22 protein-coding genes are annotated in these 23,855 nt (G+C 62.2%); 9 read left to right on the top strand and 13 right to left on the bottom strand.

What is annotated here, in order from left to right; genetic code table 11:
* The first annotated feature begins 80 nt into the window (after positions 1-80).
* Positions 81-1,091 (top strand): sodium:calcium antiporter, encoded by a 1,011-nt coding sequence (locus tag PQR32_RS34500; RefSeq protein ID WP_408238013.1) that lies wholly within the window; start codon positions 81-83, stop codon positions 1,089-1,091.
* Between the two features lie 82 nt (positions 1,092-1,173).
* Here PQR32_RS34500 and PQR32_RS34495 read toward each other — a convergent pair whose 3' ends face one another.
* Positions 1,174-2,247, bottom strand: coding sequence for an HAD family hydrolase (locus PQR32_RS34495; protein ID WP_408238010.1), 1,074 nt, complete (start codon positions 2,245-2,247; stop codon positions 1,174-1,176).
* Positions 2,248-2,782: 535 nt separating this feature from the next.
* Here PQR32_RS34495 and PQR32_RS34490 point away from each other — a divergent pair.
* The 4 genes from PQR32_RS34490 to PQR32_RS34475 all read left to right on the top strand — a co-directional run bounded on the left by PQR32_RS34490 (position 2,783) and on the right by PQR32_RS34475 (position 7,608).
* Positions 2,783-3,577 carry a hypothetical protein gene (locus PQR32_RS34490; protein ID WP_408238007.1) on the top strand — a complete coding sequence of 265 codons (795 nt, stop codon included), beginning with the start codon at positions 2,783-2,785 and terminating at the stop codon, positions 3,575-3,577.
* 24 nt (positions 3,578-3,601) lie between these two features.
* Entirely contained in the window at positions 3,602-5,017 is a 1,416-nt protein-coding gene (locus tag PQR32_RS34485; RefSeq protein ID WP_408238004.1) for a DUF1254 domain-containing protein, read from the top strand.
* 7 nt (positions 5,018-5,024) lie between these two features.
* On the top strand, positions 5,025-6,533 hold the full coding sequence (locus PQR32_RS34480; RefSeq protein ID WP_408238001.1) for a DUF1254 domain-containing protein: 1,509 nt from the start codon (positions 5,025-5,027) through the stop codon (positions 6,531-6,533).
* Between the two features lie 100 nt (positions 6,534-6,633).
* The gene (locus PQR32_RS34475; RefSeq protein WP_408237998.1) at positions 6,634-7,608 is read left to right on the top strand and encodes a SphA family protein; all 975 of its coding nucleotides are present in this window, start codon (positions 6,634-6,636) and stop codon (positions 7,606-7,608) included.
* A gap of 129 nt (positions 7,609-7,737) precedes the next feature.
* On the opposite strand, the gene PQR32_RS34470 is transcribed toward PQR32_RS34475, so the two are convergent.
* The 10 genes from PQR32_RS34470 to PQR32_RS34425 form a co-directional block, all read right to left on the bottom strand.
* Positions 7,738-8,475, bottom strand: a complete 738-nt coding sequence (locus PQR32_RS34470; RefSeq protein WP_408237995.1) for a class I SAM-dependent methyltransferase — start codon at positions 8,473-8,475, stop codon at positions 7,738-7,740.
* 5 nt (positions 8,476-8,480) lie between these two features.
* A complete protein-coding gene (locus PQR32_RS34465) occupies positions 8,481-9,266 on the bottom strand; it encodes a phytanoyl-CoA dioxygenase family protein (RefSeq protein WP_408237992.1) in 786 nt (261 codons plus the stop codon).
* A gap of 33 nt (positions 9,267-9,299) precedes the next feature.
* Positions 9,300-9,824 carry a GNAT family N-acetyltransferase gene (locus PQR32_RS34460; RefSeq protein WP_408237989.1) on the bottom strand — a complete coding sequence of 175 codons (525 nt, stop codon included), beginning with the start codon at positions 9,822-9,824 and terminating at the stop codon, positions 9,300-9,302.
* The gene (locus PQR32_RS34455; protein ID WP_408237986.1) at positions 9,821-10,798 is read right to left on the bottom strand and encodes a hypothetical protein; all 978 of its coding nucleotides are present in this window, start codon (positions 10,796-10,798) and stop codon (positions 9,821-9,823) included. Before PQR32_RS34455 ends, PQR32_RS34460 begins: the two co-directional genes overlap by 4 nt.
* Complete coding sequence (locus tag PQR32_RS34450; RefSeq protein WP_408237983.1) at positions 10,795-11,493, bottom strand: WbqC family protein; 699 nt, start codon at positions 11,491-11,493, stop codon at positions 10,795-10,797. The genes PQR32_RS34455 and PQR32_RS34450 overlap by 4 nt, the downstream gene beginning before the upstream one ends.
* A 5-nt stretch (positions 11,494-11,498) precedes the next feature.
* Positions 11,499-12,644: a dTDP-4-amino-4,6-dideoxy-D-glucose aminotransferase VioA gene (gene vioA / locus PQR32_RS34445; protein ID WP_408237981.1), complete on the bottom strand. Its 1,146-nt coding sequence runs from the start codon at positions 12,642-12,644 to the stop codon at positions 11,499-11,501.
* Complete coding sequence (locus PQR32_RS34440; protein ID WP_408237978.1) at positions 12,641-15,013, bottom strand: tetratricopeptide repeat protein; 2,373 nt, start codon at positions 15,011-15,013, stop codon at positions 12,641-12,643. Before PQR32_RS34440 ends, vioA begins: the two co-directional genes overlap by 4 nt.
* A gap of 266 nt (positions 15,014-15,279) precedes the next feature.
* Positions 15,280-15,594: a flagellar protein FliT gene (gene fliT, locus PQR32_RS34435; RefSeq protein WP_408237975.1), complete on the bottom strand. Its 315-nt coding sequence runs from the start codon at positions 15,592-15,594 to the stop codon at positions 15,280-15,282.
* Between the two features lie 3 nt (positions 15,595-15,597).
* The gene (gene fliD / locus PQR32_RS34430) at positions 15,598-17,115 is read right to left on the bottom strand and encodes a flagellar filament capping protein FliD (protein ID WP_408237972.1); all 1,518 of its coding nucleotides are present in this window, start codon (positions 17,113-17,115) and stop codon (positions 15,598-15,600) included.
* Between the two features lie 157 nt (positions 17,116-17,272).
* Positions 17,273-18,418, bottom strand: a complete 1,146-nt coding sequence (locus tag PQR32_RS34425) for a flagellin (protein ID WP_408237969.1) — start codon at positions 18,416-18,418, stop codon at positions 17,273-17,275.
* Positions 18,419-18,685: 267 nt separating this feature from the next.
* Between PQR32_RS34425 and PQR32_RS34420 the strand changes: the two genes are divergently transcribed.
* Positions 18,686-19,627, top strand: coding sequence for an aldo/keto reductase (locus tag PQR32_RS34420; RefSeq protein ID WP_408237966.1), 942 nt, complete (start codon positions 18,686-18,688; stop codon positions 19,625-19,627).
* Between the two features lie 360 nt (positions 19,628-19,987).
* On the top strand, positions 19,988-20,200 hold the full coding sequence (gene rpsU, locus PQR32_RS34415) for a 30S ribosomal protein S21 (RefSeq protein ID WP_006050883.1): 213 nt from the start codon (positions 19,988-19,990) through the stop codon (positions 20,198-20,200).
* Between the two features lie 199 nt (positions 20,201-20,399).
* Here rpsU and PQR32_RS34410 read toward each other — a convergent pair whose 3' ends face one another.
* Together PQR32_RS34410 and PQR32_RS34405 are read right to left on the bottom strand one after the other, a co-directional pair.
* On the bottom strand, positions 20,400-20,825 hold the full coding sequence (locus PQR32_RS34410) for a hypothetical protein (RefSeq protein ID WP_408237963.1): 426 nt from the start codon (positions 20,823-20,825) through the stop codon (positions 20,400-20,402).
* 398 nt (positions 20,826-21,223) lie between these two features.
* The gene (locus PQR32_RS34405; protein ID WP_408237960.1) at positions 21,224-21,820 is read right to left on the bottom strand and encodes a DNA-3-methyladenine glycosylase I; all 597 of its coding nucleotides are present in this window, start codon (positions 21,818-21,820) and stop codon (positions 21,224-21,226) included.
* Positions 21,821-21,960: 140 nt separating this feature from the next.
* On the opposite strand from PQR32_RS34405, the gene PQR32_RS34400 reads away from it, so the two are divergent.
* Both PQR32_RS34400 and PQR32_RS34395 read left to right on the top strand, forming a co-directional pair.
* A complete protein-coding gene (locus tag PQR32_RS34400) occupies positions 21,961-22,842 on the top strand; it encodes a glucosamine kinase nucleotide-binding domain-containing protein (RefSeq protein WP_408237957.1) in 882 nt (293 codons plus the stop codon).
* Between the two features lie 131 nt (positions 22,843-22,973).
* Entirely contained in the window at positions 22,974-23,795 is an 822-nt protein-coding gene (locus PQR32_RS34395; RefSeq protein WP_408237954.1) for a Cof-type HAD-IIB family hydrolase, read from the top strand.
* Positions 23,796-23,855 lie beyond the last annotated feature (60 nt).

Here is a 23,855-nt window from a genome sequence, read left to right as displayed (position 1 = left end):
AAACATCGTCGTACCCAGCACGTCTCCCCTTCTGCCCGTCCGCCGCGCCGCTGCCTCTGCGTGTATGCGGAGCGCCGCGCATGACCGGTCTCCTCATCGAACTTGCCATCATGCTGGTCGTCATTCTGGTGGCGGCCGAACTCTTCACCAATGCGCTCGAGCATCTGGGCGAACGCCTCAAGATTTCCGAAGGCGTGACGGGTTCGCTCTTCGCCGCCGTCGGCACCGCGTTGCCCGAGACACTCGTGCCGCTGCTCGCGATCGCCGGCGGCACGACCGATAGCGCAGTCAATCAGGAGATCGGCGTCGGCGCGATTCTCGGCGCGCCGCTGATGCTCTCCACGCTCTCCACCTTCCTCATGACGCTCGCGATTCTCGGCTCGCGCGGCGCGCGCGGGTGGGTCGCGCCGGAGCGCACGGGTTTCACGCGCGACCTCAACTATTTCCTGTGCGCGTTCGTGCTGGCCGCCGCCGCGATGTACGTGCCGCATGAGCAGATGATCGTGCGCGCGCTCTTCAGCGTGGCGCTAGTCGGCGTGTACGTCACCTATGTGGTGATGACCTTCCGCGCATCGAATGACCTGGTCGATGCCGGCCACGGCACCGAAGCGCCGGGCAAGATGCTGATCTCGCGCCTCGGCGTGCCGACTAACTTCGCGACCATCGTGGTGCAACTTGCGCTCGCCGTCGCGTTGCTGGTGTGGGGCGCGGAAGGCTTCATCCATGGTGTGCGTGGCGTGTCGCAGGCGCTTGGCGTGTCGCCGCTGCTGCTCTCGCTGCTGATCATTCCGATCGCCACCGAACTGCCGGAAAAGGTCAACAGCATTCTGTGGATTCGCCGCGGCAAGGACACGCTGGCGTTTGGCAATATCACGGGCGCGATGGTGTTTCAGGGCACCTTGTTGCCCGCGATCGGCATTCTGCTGACGCCGTGGGTGCCGCGCATCGAAGTGGTGACCGGCATCGTGATCACGCTCGCCGCGGCGGCCTGGCTGCGGATCAACGTGCGCGAGCGCGGCGTGCCGGTATGGGCGTTGCTGGTTTGCGGCGTGCTTTACGCCGCGTATCTGGCGATTACGCTGAGTCGCTAGACGAGGCGCCAAAGCCAGTCATCGCGCGAAAACTCAAACAACCGCAGAAGGCCGCTCGCCAGCGGCCTTCTGCGTTTCAGGCTCAGTTCTTCGCAGGTGTCGTCGCAGCGGCTACCGCCGTCGTCGCGCCTTCCGGCTTGAACACGGTCCTCCAGTCATCTTTCATATCGACGACGAGCCAGCCTTTCGCGCCGGCCTCGTCCAGACCTTTGTCGAGCTTGCCGCTCTTCGTCGCGCGGTCGTACGCGTATTCGCGTTCCGCATCGGTGTGATGCACAAGCGCGGCGAGGCGCGGGCCGTCGCCTGCCGAGGTCCATTCGAGCATTGGCGCGTCGCCATCCGCGTTACCGAACGCGATCACCGGACGTCGGCCGATCACACGATCGATGGCCAGCGGTTTGGCCGAGCCGTCGAGCAACGTGTCGACCTGCGCGAGGCGCGTCAGCGAGACCGCGCCGTTGCTCTGGCCGTAGCGGTACTTGACGGTGCTCCCGATCACCTGCTCAGGCGGGATGCCGTACATGCGCTGAGCCACATCGCGGACGAACTCGACGTCGCCGCCCGTCACCAGATAGGTCTTGAAGCCATTCGCGCGCAGATAGGCGAGCAACTCGAGCATGGGCTGATACGCGAGATCGGCGTAAGGCCGGTTAAAGCGCGGGTCGCTCGCGGAATCGAACCATTCGTGTACGAGTGTGGCGAACTGGTCGCCCGTCATGCCGGCGTGGGCCGCCGCCAACACTCGCATCGAACCGGCGTCGCCGCTTGCAGCCACATTCCTGAGGTTGCCTTTGAGGATCGAGCGGAACGGTTCCTGGCGCTTCCATTCCGGATGCCGGCCGGCCACCGTCTTCACACGTTGCAGCGCGAACACCAGTTGTACGGAAGCGGGTTGCTCCGGCCATAGCGTGCCGTCGTTGTCGAACACGGCGATCCGGTCGGCACGCGGGATGAAGTCCTTGGATTCGGGCGTCGTCACCAGCGTAACGAAGTCGACGATCGAGCGTTTGGTCTTCGTGTCGTTCCATGACGCCAACGCGGCGGCCGTCGATACGCCGGTCTGCGACTCGCCACTGTCCTGGCGCGGCGTCACGGAGCAAGCGGAAAGAAGAACAACGGTGAAGGCAATGCAGTACCGGTGCAACGTGCGAATCATGAAAGCCTCATCGAAAGCGGTGGGTCGAACTTCAAGCGAGCGCCAGTCTAATGGGCTAAGGCGGTTATTGCAGCCCTTGTGGGATTTTTTCGACATGACGGGTGAGCCTGTCCCGGCACGACAAAATGCCAATTGAATAAGCGGGGAAGTCGGACGCGATAGGACTGGCTTCTTCGGCCATGTTACAAATTTATCTCTGTGATTTCTGAAATCGTTGCTAGTATTCCTAACGATGCCAGCGTGGTGAATCTTCTCCTTTCCGCATGCTTCGTTTGATGCGGCGTTTCTCGTTTCAAGGAGCGCTCATGCAAGTCCTATATCCAGCTGCGCCGCCTTTCCAGATTGTTCAAGTGACATAGCGCGCGTTATTTGCGTGATATCGCGTCCGGCTGCGCGTGGCTGCCGGGATGCGCAAACACGCGCAAATGAATTCGACTTGAATCGGTCACCCGAACGCCCTTCCTGCGAAATGATTTTGCGTCAGGCAAAGGCAGGCGCTCGCCGATAAGAAATACCCATAAAACGAGGCTCGATAATGGGTTACAGCTGCGCGGTTGGGGCGGGGGCGTTATGCGTCGCCGCGTTCGTGTCGTCGCCAGTCTTTGCTCAGGCATCCGCCGACGACGCCAATAAGAGCAATAACCCGCTCAATCTCGCCGCCTCATTCAACATCCAGAATTACTACACGCCGAGTGTGTTCGGCGCGAGCGCGCACACCAACGACCTGCTGCTTCGCCCTACCGTGCCGGTCGGCCCGAACAGCCTGATCGGCGTGCCGCAGATCTTCCGCGGCACGGTGCCGCTCAGCACGCGGCCCGACCCGAGCGGCGGCTACAACACCGGTCTCGGCGACCTCAATCTGTTCGACATCTTTCTGCTCTCGGAAGGCGGCGTGCAACTCGGCGTGGGACCGCTGGTCACCATGCCGACTGCGACCGATCCGAGTCTCGGTACCGGCAAGTGGCAGGCGGGTCTTGCCGCTGTCGCCGTGAGCGCCACCCGGGCGCGACTGATCGGCGGCCTCGTGCAGTGGCAACACTCGTTCGCCGGACAAAGCAGCCGGCCCACCACGCAATCGCTGACCGCGCAGCCCTTTGGCATCTTCAATCTGCCCGGCGGCTGGTACATCCGTTCGACCGGCACGTGGACCTTCGACCTGCAGCACGGCAGCTACTACATCCCCGTCGGCCTCGGCGCGGGCAAGGCATGGAAGGGCGGTTCGACGATCTACAACGCGTTCATCGAACCGCAGTACTCGGTCGCGCATTCCGGCGCGGGTGTGCCGCAATTCACGATTTTCGCTGGCCTGAACATGACCTTCGGCAAATAGACGAGAACTCGAGGGAGCCTCGCAATGACGTTTTCAAAACGCCTGGGAATTCAGGTATGCGTCGCTGGATTGGCGTTGGCTGTGCTGCCGTACGTGCCGGCGACGGCGCAGACGAACGCGCCGGCCGCCGCGGTGACCGCCTCGCCAGACGAGGCGCGCGGCATCGCACGCGATGCCTACCTGTACGCCTACCCCATGCTGTTCAACTACAAGACGCTCTATCAGCAGGCGGTCGATCCCACTTCGAAGTCGTACGTGGGCGGCTTCGGAAAATTCCGCAATTACTCGCAGCCGTACGGTCCCGAGAACAAGGAAATCGTCACGCCGAACAACGACACGCCGTACTCGTGGGCGTGGCTCGATCTGCGCCGTGAACCGTGGGTGCTGACGGTACCCGCGGTGCCTAAAGAGCGTTACTACGTGTTCCAGTGGATCGACCTGTTCACGTACAACTTCGCGTACGTCGGTTCGCGCACCACAGGCAACGGCGCGGGCCACTATCTGTTCGCCGGACCGAACTGGCACGGCGACACGCCCAAGGGCATCGACAAGGTGTTCCGTTCCGAGACGGACTTGATCCTGACGCTCGGCCGCACGGCGCTCAACGGCGCGAGCGACGTCAAAAACGTTCAGGCGATCCAGAAGCAGTACAAGCTCACGCCATTGTCCGCCTTCGCGCATACGGCTGCACCGCCGCCCGTCGCGAAGCTCGATTTTCCGAAGTGGGATGAAGCGAAGGCGACCTCAGTCGACTTCATCGCCTATCTGAACTTCCTGCTGCGGTTCACACAACCGCCCGCGCCAACGGAGAAGGAATTGATGGCGCGCTTCTCGAAGATCGGCATTGCGCCGGGCGCGCCGTTCGATCCGGCTGCGTTGCCGCCGGAAACCCGCGCGGCGCTCGAAGCGGGTGTCGCCGACGGCAAAGCCGCCCTGGCCGATGCCGAAAAACACACCACCAGCTCGTTCAACCTGTTCGGCAGCCGGGCGGAGTTGAAAGACGACTACACCACGCGCGCGGTCGCCGCTGCGATGGGTATCTACGGCAACACCAAGGAAGAAGCGGTGTATGTCGGCACCCACGTCAATCCGGAACACAAGCAGCTGCTCGGCTCGCAGCCTTACGTGCTGCACTTCGACAAAAAGAATCTGCCGCCCGCGAAGTTCTTCTGGTCGATGACGCTGTACGACCTGCCCGCACGCCATCTGATCGCGAATTCGATTAATCGCTACTCGATTGGCGATCGCACCAGGGGGCTGAAATACGGGGCGGACGGCTCGCTCGATATCTACGTGCAGAACACGCCGCCGGGCGCGGACAAGGCATCGAACTGGCTGCCGGCGCCCGTAGGCGCATACGACCTCATCATGCGGATCTACGGCCCCGACCAGACCGTGCTCGACGGCAGCTGGACGTTTCCGACACCGCAGAAGCGTTGAGGCGGGCATGGACGACCCGGACACCGACATGCACAGGAAGGCGGCGACATGGGTGACGGCGGCCGTGCTGGCATCGGTCGCCGCGCCGATTCTTGCGAAGACGCAGCAGCGTCCGTGGTCTGCGGCAACGGGCGGCGCGGCGTCCGTACCCGGTCCCGTAGCGGGCGACACGATCTCCGAGGAATACGCGCGCCTGGTGGCGCGCCAGACCTACTTCTGGGCATGGCCGCTGGTGAATGTCTACCGCCGATTGCTGGCGATGCAGCAGGTGCCGCGGCCGGGGCTGAACGGCGGCGTCATGCCGGTCGCGCCGCCCAACCGCCTCGCGATGCTGCGCGATTATGTTCAACCGCAAACGCGGCACGTCGCCTGCCCGAATCGCGATGGGGTCGACGGTTGCGCGATGCTCGATCTGCGCACCACGCCGGCGATCGTCCAGGTACCGGATTTCGGCAGACGCTTCTGGGTCTATCAGGCCGTCGATCTGCGTACCGACAGCTTCGCGAGCCTCGGCAAGATGTACGGCTCGCGGCCCGGCTTTTATCTATTGGCCGGCCCGGACTGGCACGGCCAGGCGCCGAAGGGCATCCGCCAGATGTTCCGCTCACCTACCGCAATAGGCATGTTGATTCCGCGCGTGTTCATGGACGACACGCCGGAAGATCGCGCCGCGGTGCAATCGCTGATCAGCAGAATCGGCCTGTATCCGCTCGCGGAATACGACGGCGAGTTCAAGGAAACCGACTGGTCAACATTGCCCGGTTTCAGCGCGGCCCGTAGCGCGACGCACGCAAGCGCTGAAGAGACCAAATGGGTCGATCCGAACCACTTCTGGGACATACTGCCAGCCGTGCTCGACGAAGCGCCGCCGCAGCATGGCGAAGAGGCGCTCTATGCGCAGGCGCGCGTGCTGATCGCCGCCGCGCGCCGTGACGGGGCACTCAGGAGCGCCGTCGTCGAGGAAGCGGCGAGAGCCGAAGCGGATCTGATCGCACCGCTCTCCAACTTCAATCTGTTCGGCAAGCGGCTTCCGGGAAACTGGAACACCTTCAGCAACGGTGCGGTCTTTGGGGTGGATTACTACTCGCGAACGGCAATAGCGGCGTCGCACATCTTTGTCAACAAGGCCAACGAGATAAAGTGTTTTTATTCGGATACCGATGCATTGGGCCAATGTCTTGATGGCAGTGGGCGCTACACTGTGACCTTCCATAAAGACCGGTTGCCGCCTGTCAAAGGCTTCTGGTCGCTGACGTTGTATGACTCGCACCACTTTCTTTCACTCAACCCACAAAACCGCCACACGCTCGGCACAAAGAACAAAGGCCTGAAGTTCGACGCAGACGGCTCGCTTACGCTCCACGTGCAACACGCGAGACCCAGCGACGACAAATTCGCCAATTGGCTGCCGGCGCCGGCCAACGAGGCGTTCTCCCTGTACTTGCGCGGCTACTGGCCGCAGCAAGCGCTGCTGGATGGCAACTGGACGCCGCCGCCAATCGTGCGCGGAGCCTGACGCCTGCGCGCACGCGCGCAGTGCGGCTTGCCGACGCAGCCCGCCCAGATGCGGTTCCGCAGGAGTGAGAATGCCGAACTTCTATTCGATGAGGACGATTATGAGTCAACCTAACTGTTTCTTCGCAGCCAGGCGGCTCGTCGCCGGATTGTGCAGGGGCGCGCTTCTGACCACCGTCGGCGTGAGTTTCTCCCAAACGGCGTGGGCGACGGAAGGCGGCATAGGCCGTCCGATCACCGGCCAGCAGGTGACGCCGTACGGCGGCATCGTGCCGCCCACCAGCGACTGGATCGTGTCAGCCGCCACGATCTATTACGAAGGCTCGCTCGGCGCGAGCAAGTCGATTCCCATCGCCGGACAGGTGACGGCCGGCGTCAATGCGACGGCCGAATACACCATCCTCGCCGCGGTCAAGACGTGGGGGATCACGGTGGGCGGCTGGAACTTTGCGTCATCGTTCGGGGTGCCGGTTCAGTACACCAACATCTCGTCGTTTCATGGTCGCTTGCCGGACGACCACGGCACGCAGTTTGCCGATTTCTTTTTTACGCCGGTCATTGCCGGCTATCACCTGACCAAGACCGACCATGTAGCGTTGAGCGTGCAGATCTATGCACCGACCGGTGCGTACAACCCGAACCGGCTAGCCAATGCCGGACAGAACACGTGGACCTTCACGCCGACTGTCGCCTACACGAAATTGCTGCCGAAGGAGAACATCGAACTGTCGTTGAATTACGGCCTCGAGTTCTACACGCCCAATAACGACACCCACTATCACAACGCGCCGGTCAGCGTGCTCGATCTGCTCGCGCTCAAGCGCTTCAGCAACGGCTGGGGCGTCGGCGTGGTGGGCGGCTATATCCAGCAGATCGGCCATGACAGCGGCGGCATTGCGGACGTCGTCGGCGGCAGTCAGGGGCATTCCGTTGGCCTCGGGCCGATGATCACCTGGTCGGGCAAGATCCAGAAAACGCCCATTTCGGCTGCGCTGCGCTGGGTCAACGAATTCAACACCAGCAACCGGCCGAAGGGCAATGCGGTGCAGCTGTCGGTCAATGCGACCTTTCAGTAATGCTGCCGCTCGCGAGGCGTGAGGCGCTCACTTGCAGGCGAGCATGAGGCGGGCTCGCGCGGAACAACGGCAACGTGGGGATGCGAAGGGACATCCGTGGGATGCCCTTCGCAGGCGGACCGAAATCGATCAGGCGTCCGTGCCGCGCTCGCAGATCGCGTATACGCTGGAGCACAAGTCGGGATAGACACGCCCGAGCTCAAAACAGCCATCCAGATACTCTCTGGATATGATGCCGGCCTGTAGTGCGGCATCGATCTGGAAGTTGGCGAGACCCTTGAAAAAGACCCCGCCTTCGGTGACCGGGCGAAGCTTTGCCGCACGCAGATCGGCTCGCAGTGTATCGATCGAATACGTCACGCGATGACCGTGTGCGGCTTCAGCCGCCGTCACGGCCGCGTGATGGTCGATCAGCCCCATGTTGACCGCGATTTGGCGGGACCCGGCGCGCGCATTCGGCGCAGCCACGAACAGGCGGCCACCTTTCGATAGCCAACTGCCGATCCGGCTCAGGACTTCGACCGGATGATCGAGGTGTTCGAGTGTATGAATCAGGAAGATGTTGTCGTAGCGTCGCGCGGGCTCGAAAGTCTCGAACGTCGAGTGATGGAATTTGACGGCGCCTTTCGTCTTATCCGACGCAATGGCAATGCAGTCTGCCGATGCCTCGACCACTTCCAGTGAATCGAAGCGCTGCGTCAGGAGTCGCGTAAAGTTGCCTTCGAAGCACCCCAGTTCGAGCGCGTTGCCGCTGACGAGGAACGGTGCGAATGTCCGAAGCATGTATTCATGCATCAGATAATCGAAGTCATAAGCGTAGCGATGTTCGGGATGATCTTTCGCTTCCGCGTCGTAGTCTCTGTTCATGATCGTCAATCCTGTCCGCGTTGATAGAACCGCTGCTCCACCGGCACGTAAAACTCATCGAGCGACTCCGGCACCCGGGCGTTGAAGCCGAGCACCTGGCGCATCCATGCGTTGCAGCGGTCGAGATTGCGGTATCCGAACAGCCGCGCGTAGTCGAGCTGCGGCTTGAAGAAGGGGCTGGTGAATGTCAGTGTCAGCGCACGGCGCGGCGCATCGGTGGTGTTACGGCCGGTGGCGTGCCACATGCGTGAGTCGAACAGCAGAACCGAGCCGCGCTCGCCGGTCGCGCGCGACGCCTGCGCGTAGAACTGCTCGTCGGTGGGCTGCTGCTGGAGGTTCTGCGAGTGCGAAAGAATATGCGTCGCGCCATTGTCCAGCGTGAAATCGTCGAGCATCACCAGCGCGTTCACCATGAAGCGCCGCGTGTCGGAGCCGAAGCGGATATCGCGATGCACGTTCTGCACGTAAGAGCGCGAGTCGCGCTCGTTGATCACGCCGCCGTACGAATTCAGAACGAAGTTGCCCTCAAAGTATCCCTTGAAAACCGGCTCCAGCGCTGAGAGTTCTGCTAGCAATTCGACGTAGCACGGGTCATCCATCAGCAGATGATGCAAGGTGCCGGCGCTGTTTTCCAGCACGCCATTGCGTTGCCTGATCTGGTCGCGCAACGCGAGCGAAGGACCAAGCGCCTTCACCAGCGAATCGAGCAATTCAGCGTGAATCAGTCCGGGAAGCACCGTCCAGCCCGCCGTAGCGAGCTCAGTGTGATGTCGAGCGTCAGTCGTGTTCATGAGTAGAGCGAGGCAACGGCAAAAGTAAAAGGCTCAGTGTCGATCAGCGGCGAGGATGGCCATCGGCATGACGTCGAGATAGCGGCCGCCTTTGAAGGCGGCCTGGCGTAAAAGACCTTCAGCGCGAAAGCCCACTTTCTCGTAGAGCGCGATGGCGCGCGCATTGGACGCGAGCACGGTCAGCGAAATACGGTTGAGGTTGAGGTCGCCGAATGCGTGTGCGAGCGTCTGGCGCGTGGCGGCCTCGCCGATGCCCCGCCCGCGCGCCGTCTCGGCGCCGATCTGAATCGAGAACTCCGCACAACGGTTCACCCAGTCGACGCCTAGCAGATACGTCACGCCGACCACTTCCTGGTTAGACGCGAGGCACACGGCGAGACGCACGTTATTCGCCCGGGAGCCGAGATAGCTATCGAACCATTTATTGTCGATCTCGGTGCCCACATACCGGAAGGCGCCGCCCAACAGGCTGACCAGCGCCTTGTCGGCGCGCCATGTATTGATGGTCGGCAGGTCGCCGCGTTCGATCTCGCGCAGGAATATCGCGTTGTCGCTCATGCGAGTCGGTCCAGTAGATGTTGCACCATCGGCGCCAGATGGTTGCGCGTCAGCCGCTGATCGCACGGAAGGCACAAGGTCGAGTCAGGAAGATTGCGTTCGAAGTCCGGCGAGCCTTCGGCGGTTGCGACATCGGGCCAGTAAGTGGGCGTATAGATGCGTTGCGCTCGAAGGGCCTCGCGCACGCCAGGCGGCGCGCCGAAAAACGGGTAGCAGAGCGGCACCGCATCTTCGTCGTAATGAAACGTGAAGCGGTTGTAGCGCTGCAATTTCTCGTGCAGATAGGCGAAATTTTCGACTCGCCGTGCGCGCATGCTTTCGTAGTCGACGCCGGCGAGCAGCCGTTCAGTCAGTGCCGACATGCGCAATGGCTGCTGGTGTTTCAGGCTTTCTTCGGCCGCGGCGTAGTCGGCGTAACCGGCTTCCGCGTCTTTCGCGAGCCGGGTCAGCAGATGCGCGCAGCGCAGCAACGAGGCATCGTCGGTCGCTTCCGGCATCGCGATCGGCTGCCGAGTGACGAGGTATCCGCCATCCGGCACGCCAACGAATTTGCGCGGCGAGTACAGCGTGGCGAGGCAATCGGTGGAGTGCGCGAACAACGCCTGCGCGTTGTCGATCACGACGCGCTCGCGTGGGAACCGGCTCAGCACGTCGTCGACCTGTTGAGCGCACAAGCCGAAATAGTTGACGTAAACGAGCCACTCGCCGTGCGCGATATCGACAGACTGCACGCGCAGTTCGGCGTCGAGCCGATAGCGTTTGACCGGCGTGCCGGTCATGCGAAGAGGCTCGATCATCGCGTCGCAAATGTACCAGGGCAGCCAGACGGCAGTCGGTCGCATCGCCCGAAGCAATGCAAGAAACGCGGCTCGCGACGACTGAAAACGCAGCGCGTCGTCGTGAAGCGTCGCTCCGGCACGTGGAAGTTCGAGTTCGAAATAACCGCCGACTGCGCGCGGCTCGCGCGGGATCATGCGTTCACCTCGACGGACAGCATATCCCTGACGCTGTTTTTGCTATTGAACATCAGGACGTCGAGAATCGATAAGGCGGGGTGAAAAGCGTCGTCGAACTGCGCATAGGGACGCAGATTCGGTTCGATGAAGGCGAGTTCCACGCCGCGCGCCAAGAATGCCACGCTATCGTAAAGTGCGCGGCCACCCGGCAGATTCACATAGGTGCTCGCCTGCTCTCTCGCGCAGATGTCGATGACCCGCTCGGTGCCCTTGAGTTGCGCATTGCCGTACTTCGTCGAAGATGGGACGAACTCGGTATCGATCTCGAGGTACTTGCAGATTTCCATGACAGTGTGCGACGCGAGCAGCGAAACAGGTGCGAGAGGCTCGGTCAGGATCCGTCCGATCAGCGCGCTGACCTGCGGGTAGTGAGGCGCTTTGGCATACGCATGCCGAATCGATTCGAGCAGCTTGCGTAACCAGCGCTCGCGCGGTTCGACCCGTACCTCGTTGATCTTCAACGAAGGGCTCGCACCGCTGAGCGGCACGGTGAGATAACGCACCTGGTCGCCCAGTAACATCCGGTTGCGGTTGATCCAGCCATTCTTGATGAAGTTCACATCGTCGTAGAAGACGAACTTGTCGACTGCCGCCGCCAGTTGGAAATATCCGATGTACGGAAACAGGTAGGGCTGCATGATCGCGAGCTTCATGACGTTCAGCTACCCGCGATGATCCCGACGATGCGATCGAGCATATCGTCCGTCAATGCCGGGAAAATCGGCAGGCACAGAATCTGTTGCGAGGCGGCGTGCGCGACCGGCAGATTTTCGGGGCGCGCGGAAGGCAGGCCGCGATAGATCGGAAAGTCCGAGATCAGCGGATAGAAATAGCGGCGCGCGTAAATGTTCTCGTCGCGGAACTTCTGATACAGCGCGTCGCGGCTGATCGGGTAGTCCGGGCCGACGAGAATTGGAAAGTACGAGTGGTTCGCCACTTTCTCGCCCGCTTTCGGCACGCAGCTGATACCGCGTACGTCGCGCAGCCGTTCGCGGTAGATCGCATCGATCCGCGCGCGCCGTGCCAGCGCTTCGTCGATGTGCTGCAGTTGCAGCAAGCCGAATGCCGCGTTGATCTCGCTCATCTTGCCGTTGATGCCGGAAGCAACCACGGTCACTTCATCGACGAAACCGAAGTTCTTCAGATGGTCGATGCGCTGCTTTGTCTTGGCATCCTGACAGATGATCGCGCCGCCTTCGAACGTGTTGAAAACCTTGGTCGCGTGGAAGCTCAGCACGGCGAGATCGCCGTGCTCGAGCACGCTGCCGGTTTCGGTCTGCACGCCGAAAGCATGGGCCGCGTCGTAGATCACCTTCAGATTGTAGTTGTCGGCGATCTTCTGGATCGCTTCGACGTCGCACGGCTTGCCGTAGCAATGCACCGGCATGATCGCGGTGGTCTGCGGCGTGATCGCCGCCTCGATACTGGCGGGGTCGAGATTCAGCGTGTGCGGATCGACGTCGGCGAATACCGGCTTGATGCCGTTCCAAACCAGCGAGTGCGCAGTGGCAACGAACGAATAGGGTGTCGTGATCACTTCGCCGGTCACGCGCAACGCCTGCAGCGCGGTGAGCAGCGCCAGCGTGCCGTTGGTGAACAGCGCAAGATGCTTGACGCCGAGGTACTTGCACAGCGCCGCTTCGAACTGTTGGTGAAACGGACCGGCATTGGTCAGGATCTTGCTGTCCCAGATCTGTTGAAGATAGGGAATGAATTCTTCGAGCGGCGGGAGATGCGGCTGGGTAACGTAAATGCGCTCGTCGATCTGCGGCGCGATGGCCCCAAGCGGTAAGGCAGCGTTCATTTCTTTTCCCCTGATTTGGACGGCGCGGTGGTGTCGTCCGTGGCGGCAATGGCTTCGTCCGCCGTGACTTCGAATGCGACGGGCGGCTGATCGTCGCACCAGCGTTGCCACATGATTCGCAACGCGCGCGACAAACCTGCGGCGACCACCTCAGGCCGGAATGCCGCCGACGCCATGCAGCGTTCGCGCAAGCCCGTGCGCAGCGCGGCGAGCGTGGCGATATCGGAGGACAACGCGACACCCTTGGCGACGAAATCCGCCTTGTCCGTGGCGAGAAACTGTTCCAGCCCGACATGCGACATCCAGGTGGTGCCTGCGCGGCTGGGCAACGTGTCGCCTGCAATCGTCAAGGTCGGCACGCCCATCCACAATGAGTTCAGCACGGTGGTCGAGCCCGTGTACGGGAACGTATCGAGGCAGATGTCGACGTGAAAATGCTGTTGCAGGTAGACCGGAATACTCGAACGGCGGCGGAACATCAGGCGCTCGCGCGAGATGCCTGCGTTGGCAAACCAGTCGATCAGAAGCTGTTCATCCTCGTCGGTTGCAATCGCGCCCAGCAACATTCGCGACGACGGTTGCGCGTGCAGCAATTCCGCCCAAAGCGCGATCACGTCGGGACGCAGTTTGTTGAGGCGGTTGAAGCTGCCGAACGTCACATAGCCGTTGTGCATGGCCGGCAGGATGTTGACCGGCGGCGCGCTTTCTTCTGGCAGGAAGGGCGCGTTCGCTGGCAAATGCACGATCTTTTCGGAGAACATTTGCTCCGCCGGGCCGAACGGCACGCCGAATCGGTCCACGAGGTAATAGTCCATCGCACTTAGCCCGGTCGTGGCGGGATAGCCGAGCCAGCTGACCTGGATCGGCGCGGGCTTGCGCGCGAACGTGAGAAGGCGGTTGCGGCCCGTATGGCCGGACAGGTCGAACAGAATGTCGATTCTGTCGTCGCGGATCCGGTTCGCCAACTGCGCGTCGGGGATGCCGGTGACCTGATGCCACTCATGCGCGCATTTGCGCAGCAGATGGGTGTAGTCGTCTACCGCGATGTGGTTGTTGTACACGTGAAGCGAGACACCCGGATCGGTCGCAAGGCGCTCCATGATCGGCAGCAGATAGGAGGCAACCGCGTGACGGAACAAGTCGCCGGAAACGAGGCCGATTTTCAGCTTGCGGTTTGGCGTGCGCTTGTTCACATGGCGCGGCCATTGCGCGCGCACCGGCGCTTCGTGCTGTTGAGCGAATTTGACGTGTTCGGCGAACAGCGTGTCCTGCTTGACCGCGGGATTGTGAGTGAGCGAAAACAGATAGTTGTCCGCCGCGATCGCATCTTTTGGTTCTTTCTCCAGCGCGACGCGAAAGTTTTCTTCAGCCTCGCTCACCATGCCCAGATCGAGCAACAGCACGCCGAGCGTGTTGTGCATGCCGGACGTGTCCGGCGCCAGTTCGATCGCGCGCCGTGCCGCGGCCAGACCTTCGGCCACGCGTCCCTGGTGAACCAGCGACATGCCGAAGATGCGCTGCGCTTCGGCGTAGTCCGGATTGATCGCGAGGATCGCGCGGCATTCCTGCTCGGTTTCCGCGTGCAAGCCTTTCAGGCGCAGCGTATCGGCCAGCACAGTGCGGCTTTCGAGTTCCTCGGGAATCAGTTCAGCGGCTTTGCGCAGCGGGGCAAGCGCTTCGTCATAACAGCCCAGACGGTGCAACGCGATGCCGAGCCAGCGCCACGAGTTGCCGTCGGCGGGGAAGCGCTGCGTCAGGGAGCGGGCGAGTTTCACCGCCTCGACGACATTGCCTTTGTTGTAGAGCGCCGTGTAACGGTTGGTTTCCTGCTGACTGATCCGGCGGCCCGACGCGATGGTCGTGCGCGTGCTTTCCGCGGCCGGCAATGCGTCTGTTTCGGCGGCAGGCTGAGCCTGCGGCTTCTGCGTCGCAACCGGCACGGTTTGGATGACTTTGCCGGGGTTGGCCATGCGCACGATCAGGCCGTCCACTGCCGGTCCCTTCAAGCCTTGCTTCTGGCCCATTTCGAGCGCCAGCCACGCCGCAGCGGTTTCGCCGGCGTCGATCAGGGCGCTGATGTAAGCGGCCCAGTATTGGCCATTGTGCGGATGCAATCCCAGGCACTGCTCGAAGAGCGGCAGGGCTTCTGTCGTACGTTCGGTCTGGCTGAGCAGCACGCCGAGGTTGTACAGCACGTCGGCGTGCTTCGGCTTCGCGTCGAGAATGGCCCGATACAGCGCTTGCGCGTCGTCGAATTCGCCCTTGTGGTGATGGTCGAGCGCCGTCTGCAACACGAGCGCAATGTCCTGATCGAGTTGTTGTTCGGGCGTCAGGGGTTCAGCAGGCGGCTGCTCGTACAGGAGAGTCATGGTCTCGGCGCAAAATGTTCTATGGAGAAATTGTGCGACGAGGCGGGTCTTTCCGATGCGCGGAGATGACGGTAAAAAGGCCGCCTGTTTAGCGTATGGAGGAAGGAGGGCGGAAAGCCGGAAGGCAAGAAAAAAGCCCGCACGAGGCGGGCTGAGGGAACGAGCGCGCCTCACTTCGGCACGTAGTTCTTATTATTCGGTCGGCCGGATGAACCGGCTGTTTGGGAGCGGATGTCGCCTTGCGCGGCTCCGCTCCGGGTAATTTTTTAGAGGCGTGCCATCCGCTGGTATTCACCGGCGGCCTTGGTGCGCCCGATCGCCGCTTCGAACTCGATATGCAATTCGTTCTGGGTGACTGCCGCGTCCGCGAGCAGCGCCGCGTCGATCGCCTGGATCTGGCGGATCATGTCCAGTGCGGCCGGTTCCTGATCCGCGGTGAGCGACATCAGCAGCGGCGAGCGGGTTTCAGTCAGGCGGGCAGCTTCCGGCCAGTCCGCCAGCGAGGCGGCCCGCTCGATTTGCCGCGTGATCGACAGCACGCGTTCGATCAATTCCGTCTGGTTCATGTTGTGCGGGTTCATGGCTTAGCTCTTGTTCGTGGCCAGCGCGCCCGCGCTGTTGGTGCCACCGAACAGCGCGGTCAGGTATTGCGAATTGTTGTTCATGGTCGCCATCAGCGTGTTCAGGGCGGTGAATTGCGCCTGATACTGATTGGTCAATTGCGTCGTGTAGTCGGCGAGCGCGGTTTGTTGCGTGGTGATGCTCTTCAGGTCGGCGTTCAGCGCGGTGTTGCGCGTGTCGATGATGCCGCCGGTCTGCGTGAATGTGGTGATGCTGGCATTCAACTGCTCGGCAATGCCGTTGGTCGAGTTGAAGAGCGACGCGACCGTGGCCGGGCTGCTCGTCAGCGCGGTGTTCAGCGCGGTGTTGTCGACCACCATCGTGCCGTCTGCCGGATCGTCCTTCAGCGTGATGCCGATCGCCGCCAGCGTGGTGCCGGTGCTGCCCGAGCCAACCGAGCCGCCGATAATATTGGCCAGCGTGTTCTTGATGGTCTGCAGCGTGGAGTCGCCGAGGAGCGGCCCTTGCGATGTCGAGCCGGAGCTGAACGACGTGAGCGTGGACATCGTCGTGACGACGGTGTTGTACAGGCTCACGAAATTGTTGATCGCGGTGTTCTGCGCGGTGGTGTCCTGCGCGATGGTCAGCGTCTGCGGGGTGCCCGCGGGCGTGCCCACGGCCGCCGCCGTCAGGTTGATCGTCACGCCTGAAATGGCGCCGGTCACCGCGTTGCTGGCGCTGCTGCCCGCGATTCCGCCGATCGTGTACTCCGCGTCCTGTGCGAAGCCGCTCTGCGTCCAGGCGCTGCCCGAATTGGCCGACGTAATGGTCGACTGGCCGCCCGTGGTGCTGGCGGTCGACGTCACGCCGAGGCTCGACAGGCCGGTGTCGCTGGTGATGTTGCTGGTCGAGACGTTGATGACGTTGGCCGCCCCCGTGTTCGCCGCGCGCAGCACGAGGTGGGCGCCGTCCGTGCCGGTCACGATCGTCGCGGTGACGCCGGGGTTGCTGCTGCTGGCGTTGATCGCCGAAGCGATGCCCGAGAGCGTGTTGTTGGTGCTGTCGACGTTGATATCCATCGACTTGCCGTTCATCGAAATTGACAGCGTGCCGGTGCCCAGTTGCGTCGTGGCGCCGAAGGCCGACGACGACAGGGCTTGCGAGCTGGCGATCTGGGTCACGGCGATCGAATAGCTGCCTGCCACGGCGCCGACGCCCGCTGTCGCGGTCAGCCCGGTGCCGCTCGCGGTTGCCGCGAACGTCGCCAGCGTGTTGCCGTTGGCGAGATTCGTGATGCCCGACTGCAGTGCGCTGAGCGCGGAGCTCAATGCGCCGTACGCCGACAGCGTGGTGTTGTCGGTGGTTTGTTGTGCCGCCAGAGCTGAGGTTTGCCCGGCGACCTTTGCGTTCACGAGTGCCGTGACGAGTGTCGACACGTCCATCGACGAATTGCCCGTCGAGCCGCTGATGATCGATTGAGCAGCCGACTGCAGCGCGGCGTTGGCGCTAGCTGTAGAAGACGAGGTTGAGATCGAGGACATGCAGAGGCTCCGGGCGTCTGGAAATCTGTATTAGGTGGTGCGCGATGCTACATCACTAAGGGACGGAAATGCACAGCGGGAGGCATGCCTCCCGTCGTTTGAAACCCGGCGATGCGCCTTGCTTGCGCGCGGCGCATCGCCGTTACCGCGTCAGCTCTTACTGCAGGAGCTTCAGAACTTGCTGCGGGTTCGAGTTAGCTTGCGCCAACACCGAGATACCAGCTTGTTGCAGCACTTGCGCCTTGCTCAGGTTCGCCGTTTCTTGTGCGAAGTTGGCGTCCGTGATTTGCGATTGTGCCGACGACAGGTCGGTCGATTCAGCTTGCTGCGACGTCGAGATTGCCGTGAAGCGGTTTTGCGCGGCGCCGAGTGCAGCTTGCAGCGTATTCACGGTCTGCAGTGCATTGTCGATCGAGACCATCGCTTCGTTCGCGCCCGTGACCGTGCTGATGTCGAGGCCCGAAACCGTCGGCGGCGCGTTGATCGCGTTGATCTGATTGACGGCGGCGATGGCGGCCCCGGAAGCTGCGCCGGTCGTCGGCAGAGCTGCCGTGCTGATGGCGAGGCTGGTGATGGCCGTGCCGGAGCCCGCGCCCGTGCCTGCGCTGAAGATTGCGTTTGCAACGCCCGACGTGATGGCGGTGTTGTTCTGGTCCGTGAAGGTATAGCCGCCCTTGCCGTCCGACAGAACGTTGACCGACGTGATCGTCGCGCCCGTGCTGGTGTACGTGCCGGTCGCCGACAGGCTGACCGCGATCGTGCCGACCGTTTGACCCGTTTGCACCAGACCGCCACCGATCTTCGCTGCCGACATCGATTGGCTCAGATCCAGGCTGATCGTCTGACCGACGTTCGCGCCGACCTGGAACGTCACGCTGCCTGCCGAGCCGTCCAGAATGTTCGTGCCGTTGTACGTCGTTTGCGACGCGATACGGTTCACTTCAGCGATCTGCGCCGACACTTCCTTCTGCAGCGCTGCCTGGTCGCTCGACGACAGCGAACCGGTCGATGCTTGCACGGCCAGCTGGCGGATACGTTGCAGGCTGGAGGTCAGCGAGGACAGTGCGCTCGATGCGGTTTGAATCATCGACACGCCGTCATTCGCATTCGACACGCCTTGGTTCAGGCCGTTGATCTGCGTTTGCATACGCGTCGAGATTGCCAGGCCTGCTGCATCGTCAGCCGCGCTGTTGATGCGCTTGCCCGACGACAGACGGGTGATGGCTTGCGAAAGGGCGCTTTGCGAGCCATTAAGGTTTTGCTGTGCAACCAGCGAGTTGATGTTGCTATTGATTCCGAGCATGGAAAATCTCCTAAATAAGCCTTGAGCCCAATACGCCACGTTGGCATCGGCGGAAGCACTCGTTCATTGCTGGCCGCCTCAGTGAAGGTTGACGGCGTCCCTAAAAAAAACTTGAGGAACTTTGTGCAATGGCGCGCCAGACGTTTTCCATGCGGGTTTATTGCAATGCCGCTGAAAGCCGCTTGCAGCCTTGCTCGGCGGACTCACTGCAGGTATTGAAAAGACGGCGTATTCTCTTTTTCTCTTGCGACAAACCTTGGAGAAATCATGCAAAAGCGCAGGATTGGGCGTTCGGAATTACAGGTCGCGCCGCTTATGTTCGGCGGCAATGTTTTCGGCTGGACCGCCGACGAAGCCACCTCGTTTTCGATTCTGGATGCGTTTGTCGATGCCGGTCTCGACTTTATCGATACCGCCGATGTCTATTCCGCGTGGGTGCCCGGCAACCAGGGCGGCGAATCGGAGAGCATCATCGGCAAGTGGTTCCGTCAGAGCGGCAAGCGCGACAAGATCGTGCTCGCCACCAAGGTCTCGAAGCATCCGCAACGCAAGGGGCTGTCGGCGGCCAACATTCAGGCGGCGGTCGAGGATTCGCTGAGGCGCTTGCAAACCGATTACATCGACGTCTATTTTTCTCACGACGACGACACCGAAACGCCGCTCGCCGAAACCCTCGGCGCGTATCAGAAGCTGATCGAGGCGGGCAAGGTGCGGGTGATCGGCGCTTCGAATTACAGCGGCGCAAGGATCGAGGAGGCGCTCGCCGTCTCCCGCCAGCACGGCTTGCCCGAATATCAACTGCTGCAGCCGGAGTACAACCTGTATGACCGCGCGGAATATGAACGCGATATCGAAGCGGTGGCGCTCGCCAATCAGCTCGGCGTGGTGGTGTACTACAGTCTGGCGAGCGGCTTTCTGTCCGGTAAATACCGCTCGCAGGCGGATCTGGCCAATAAGGCGCGCGGCAGCCGGGTCGAAAAATATCTGAATGAACGCGGTTTGCGAATTCTCGCCGCGCTAGACCGGGTTGCCGACGCGCATGGCAGCACGCCGGCCACCGTCGCTCTGGCTTGGTTGATCGCGCGGCCCAGTGTTACGGCCCCGATTGCCAGCGCGACATCGGTCGACCAGCTCAAAAGCCTCGCGGCGTCCGTCCATCTGATGCTAACGGGCGCCGATCTCCGCGAACTGGATGAAGCGAGCGCCTGACGCGCAACCGGTGACCTGGCGCAATCCCTAAACCCCTGGTAGGATGGAGAGTTTCCTGATATCATCGGGAGTGAATTGAGATCTTTGCCTGTTTCGTCAATGCTTTTCGTTGATGAAAGGTTGGCGAAACAGCAGCAGACGCGGCTTTTGCATGATGTCTGTCCGCGTTCCGCGGTGAACTCCCCACCTCTCTTTTCCGGCCTCCGTGGCCGCATTGCCTCTCGTTTCATTCGTGGTTTGGCCGGGTTCTGCCCGCGTTTGCCTGTTACTGGCCATGAATCGTAACGACCGGAGGGCCGGCGCGTGAGCGGTATGCCGCCACGCAATTTACCCCTATCAAGTGATTGAGTTAGGAATTAAATGACGACGATTCTTCTGAAAGAAAACGAGCCGTTCGAAGTGGCGATTCGCCGCTTTCGTCGCGCAATCGAAAAGAATGGCCTGATCGCTGAACTGCGTGAGCGCCAATCGTACGAAAAGCCGACCACGGCACGTAAGCGCAAGAAGGCTGCTGCTGTGAAGCGCCTGCACAAGCGCCTGCGCAGCCAGATGCTGCCGAAAAAGCTGCACTAAGCACGCCTTTTCCGCACGGCCGAACGGCGGTGTGAGCTTCGAAAGAAGCCACACCGCCGTTTTGCTTTTGGCGCTTCAGGTGGGCGCTCAGGCCAATGCGGGCTGCGCGCCTTGGGGCGCGGTGAGTGGAAGATTGACGGTGCGCGTAGCGACACCGGAGTGCGCCGCCGCAGTGATATCTTGGCGAGTTGTGTCCTGCTTACGCCGCGCTCTTCAGCCGTTCAGCGGACAGGCTGAACTGGCGGGCGATCGAGGCCAGACGCTCAAGCCATTCCCAGGTGCCGAATACGTCGTGTACGTTTTGCAGGCAACTAAGCAGGTCGACGGTGGCCGCGTCGTACACGTTGATGCGCGAGCGCAGCAGCGCCTTCTTCAGCGCGGACACGCCGACGTCCATATACGCGGGCATCTCAGCAGGCGTTTTGCCGATGAAGCGCACTGGAATGCCTTCCATCGCCGTCATGTAGTCGCGCGGCTTGATGAAGCTGCCGACCGGGCAGCCGCCGCAATAGCCGCGATAAGCGCCGCCGCCGCGCGGCAGCAGCGCGGCGCGCTTCTGGCCCAACAAGTGCCCCACGGCCTGGTCGAAAATCTCCTGATGCGTCAGGAAGTTGAGCGTTTTCATGGTTGGTCTCCCACGCGTTACGCAGCGGTTATTCGTTATTTGAGCGCATGACTGGCAGTATCGGGCGTGCTCCATTCGGCGAAGCCAGGACTAGCACGGCGAAAAGCCGCCAATTCCCGGGTTTGGCTCGTTTTCCGCGATGCTCCCCATGCCGTATGGGTTCGCCAACTGCCGCAACTCATAACCGTATAACGACCGAGATGCCCAGGAAGCGCAGCAGGGCTTTACCGGATGGGCGCATCGGGAGGAATCCGGCGTCGTGGCGCGTCACGTTCTCGTCCTCCTGGCCTTGTGCAGCGAGGTAATGACCGGACACGCGCTGTGGTACTTGGGAGTTTCCCTGGGTTGCCGTCCTTTGTTAGAACAGCGGCACTAAGCGCTGGTGAATCCGGGTCGCCTCAGCCCGCTTTGCGATTACGTCCTTTCTTGCCGAGCGCCGCGCATCGCGCGCGGCACATGCAACTCGCCTCGTGGTCATTCACCATGCCGACCGCCTGCATGAACGCATAACAGATCGTCGAGCCAACGAACTTGCAGCCGAAACGCTTCAGCCCCTTGCTCAGCGCGTCCGAAACGTCGGTCGACGCAGGCGCCTGCTTGTAGGAAGCCCAGTCATTCTGGATCGGCGTCTGATCGACGAACGACCACACGAAGTTGGCGAGCGAGCCGTGCTCCGCCTGAATCTGCTGGACGGCGCGGGCGTTGGTAATGGCCGCTTCGATCTTGCCGCGGTGACGCACGATACTTTCGTCCTTCACCAGCGCTTCAACGTGTTTCGGCGTGAACCGCGCGACCTTGTCGATATCGAAGTCGGCAAAGGCGCGGCGATAGCCGGCCCGTTTGTTGAGAATCGTCGACCACGACAAACCTGCCTGAGTGCCTTCCAGTACGAGCATTTCGAACAGATGCTGGTCGTCGCGCGAGGGTACGCCCCATTCGGTGTCGTGATACTGTGCGAGCGCTTCGCTCGATACCCAGTTGCATCGCTGTGTCACTGTCGCGCTCCTGCGTTGTGATGTCGCCCGCCAGCATAGCCGAAGCCGTGCGCACTGCAAGCTGGCCATTCGGCTAATTGCCGGATTGAAACTGACCTGCCACGCTATGCGTTATTCATCCACGGAACTCACTCGATTCCATGAACAAAGACTTCTTTCTGATCGGCATTGACGGCGGCGGCAGCGGCACGCGGGTCGTGCTCGGCGACGCGCAAGGCCGCGAGCTGGCGCAGGCGGCAAGCGGGCCGTCGGGTTTGGGACTCGGCGTCGAACGTGCGTGGCAGGCCATCGCGGCCGGCTGCGGCGAAGCATTTGCAAGTGCCGGCATGGCGCTGGACTGGTCGCGCTGCGTGCTCGGCTGCGGATTGGCAGGCGTCAACAATCGCGACTGGCTGGCCGCGTTTCGCGCACAAGCGCCCGCGCTCGCGGGACTCGCCGTGGAAAGCGACGCCTACACCACCTTGCTGGGCGCGCACGGCGGCGCGCATGGTGTGATCGTCGCGCTCGGCACCGGCAGCGTCGCGGCCGTGCTGGATGGCGACGGCGAATGCCGCCTCGTGAGCGGCTACGGTTTTCCATCGGGCGACGAAGCGAGCGGCGCGTGGCTCGGATTGCGGGCCATCGTGCATGCACAGCAGGCGCTCGACGGTCGCGGCACCCACGACGATCTGGCCCAGGCGCTGGTCGCCCACACCGGCGCGCACGACCGCGACAGTCTCGTCGTCTGGCTCTGCGAAGCCAATCAGACAGCTTATGCGAGGCTCGCGCCGATCCTTATCGCTTACCGCACGCATCCGTTCGCGGCGCGTTTGCTCGGCGAGGCCGGCGTCGAAGTGGGCAAGATGATCGCCGCGCTGGACCCGTCGGCGAGCCTGCCGGTCGCGTTGTGCGGCGGCCTCGGCGCGCCGTTGCGCGAGTACGTGCCGCAGATCTATCAGGCGCGGTTACGCGAACCGCTGGCAGACTCCGCGCACGGCGGATTGCGATTGGCGCAGCGTGAAGCGCTCCGCGTCGACGGCTGAAAACGGCGAGTCGCGGCGCGTGCGAATCGTGCGATTACGGCTGAAAATCGTCGGTATGGCCGGCGCGTTCCGGCGAAGGCGGCGGGCAACGGTAAAATACGCAGCTTCGACGCCGCCTGCCTGCTCACACTATGTATAAAGTCATCGCCACGGATCTCGACGGCACGCTGCTCAACGCGGATCACCAGGTGGACCCGTTCACGGTCGCCACCGTGCGCAAACTTGAAAACGACGGGCTCCGGTTCGTGATTGCAACGGGCCGCCATTATTGCGATGTCGCCGGTATCCGCGACGTGCTGGGCATCAATCCGTATCTGATTACGTCGAACGGGGCGCGCATCCACGCGCCGGACAACACGGTGATTCACGCCGACGACCTGCCTCCGGCCATCGTGCAACGACTGGTGCAGCCGGAAATCGCCGGCACGCATGGCCGCGTGATCGTCAACCTGTTCGCCGATCAGGCGTGGCTGATCGACCGCGACGCACCGGATCTGCTGAAGTTTCACCAGGATTCGGGCTTCACCTATGAGGTGACCGATTTGCCGAAACACGATGGCGTCGACATCGCGAAGGCCCTCTACATCGGCGAGCCTGCCGACCTCGCGCTGGTCGCGGCGAATCTCGCGCGCGAATTCGGCGACGCCCTGTACGTGACCTATTCGCTGCCGGACTGTCTGGAAGTGATGACCGCGAACGTATCGAAGGGCCGCGCGTTGCAGATCGTGCTCGAGCGCCTCGGCGTCGATGCTTCGCAATGCGTCGCTTTCGGCGACAACATGAACGACATCGATCTGCTGGAAACGGCCGGCCATCCGTTCATGATGAACAACGCCAATCCCGACCTCATGACGCGTCTGCCGAACGTGCCGCGCATCGGCAACAACTTCGAAGCGGGTGTCGCGCACCATCTGCGCAAGCTATTCTCGCTCGACGACGAACTGATGTCCTGAGTGGAAATGAAAACGGCCCGCGTCCATCTTCATGGGCGCGGGGCGGGTGGTGGGGGCCCG

The sequence above is a fragment of the Paraburkholderia dipogonis genome (assembly GCF_046027395.1).
GTDB classification, from domain to species: domain Bacteria; phylum Pseudomonadota; class Gammaproteobacteria; order Burkholderiales; family Burkholderiaceae; genus Paraburkholderia; species Paraburkholderia dipogonis_A.
Note: the sequence above shows the minus strand (reverse complement) of the source record. Positions and strands in the feature narration are given on the sequence as shown.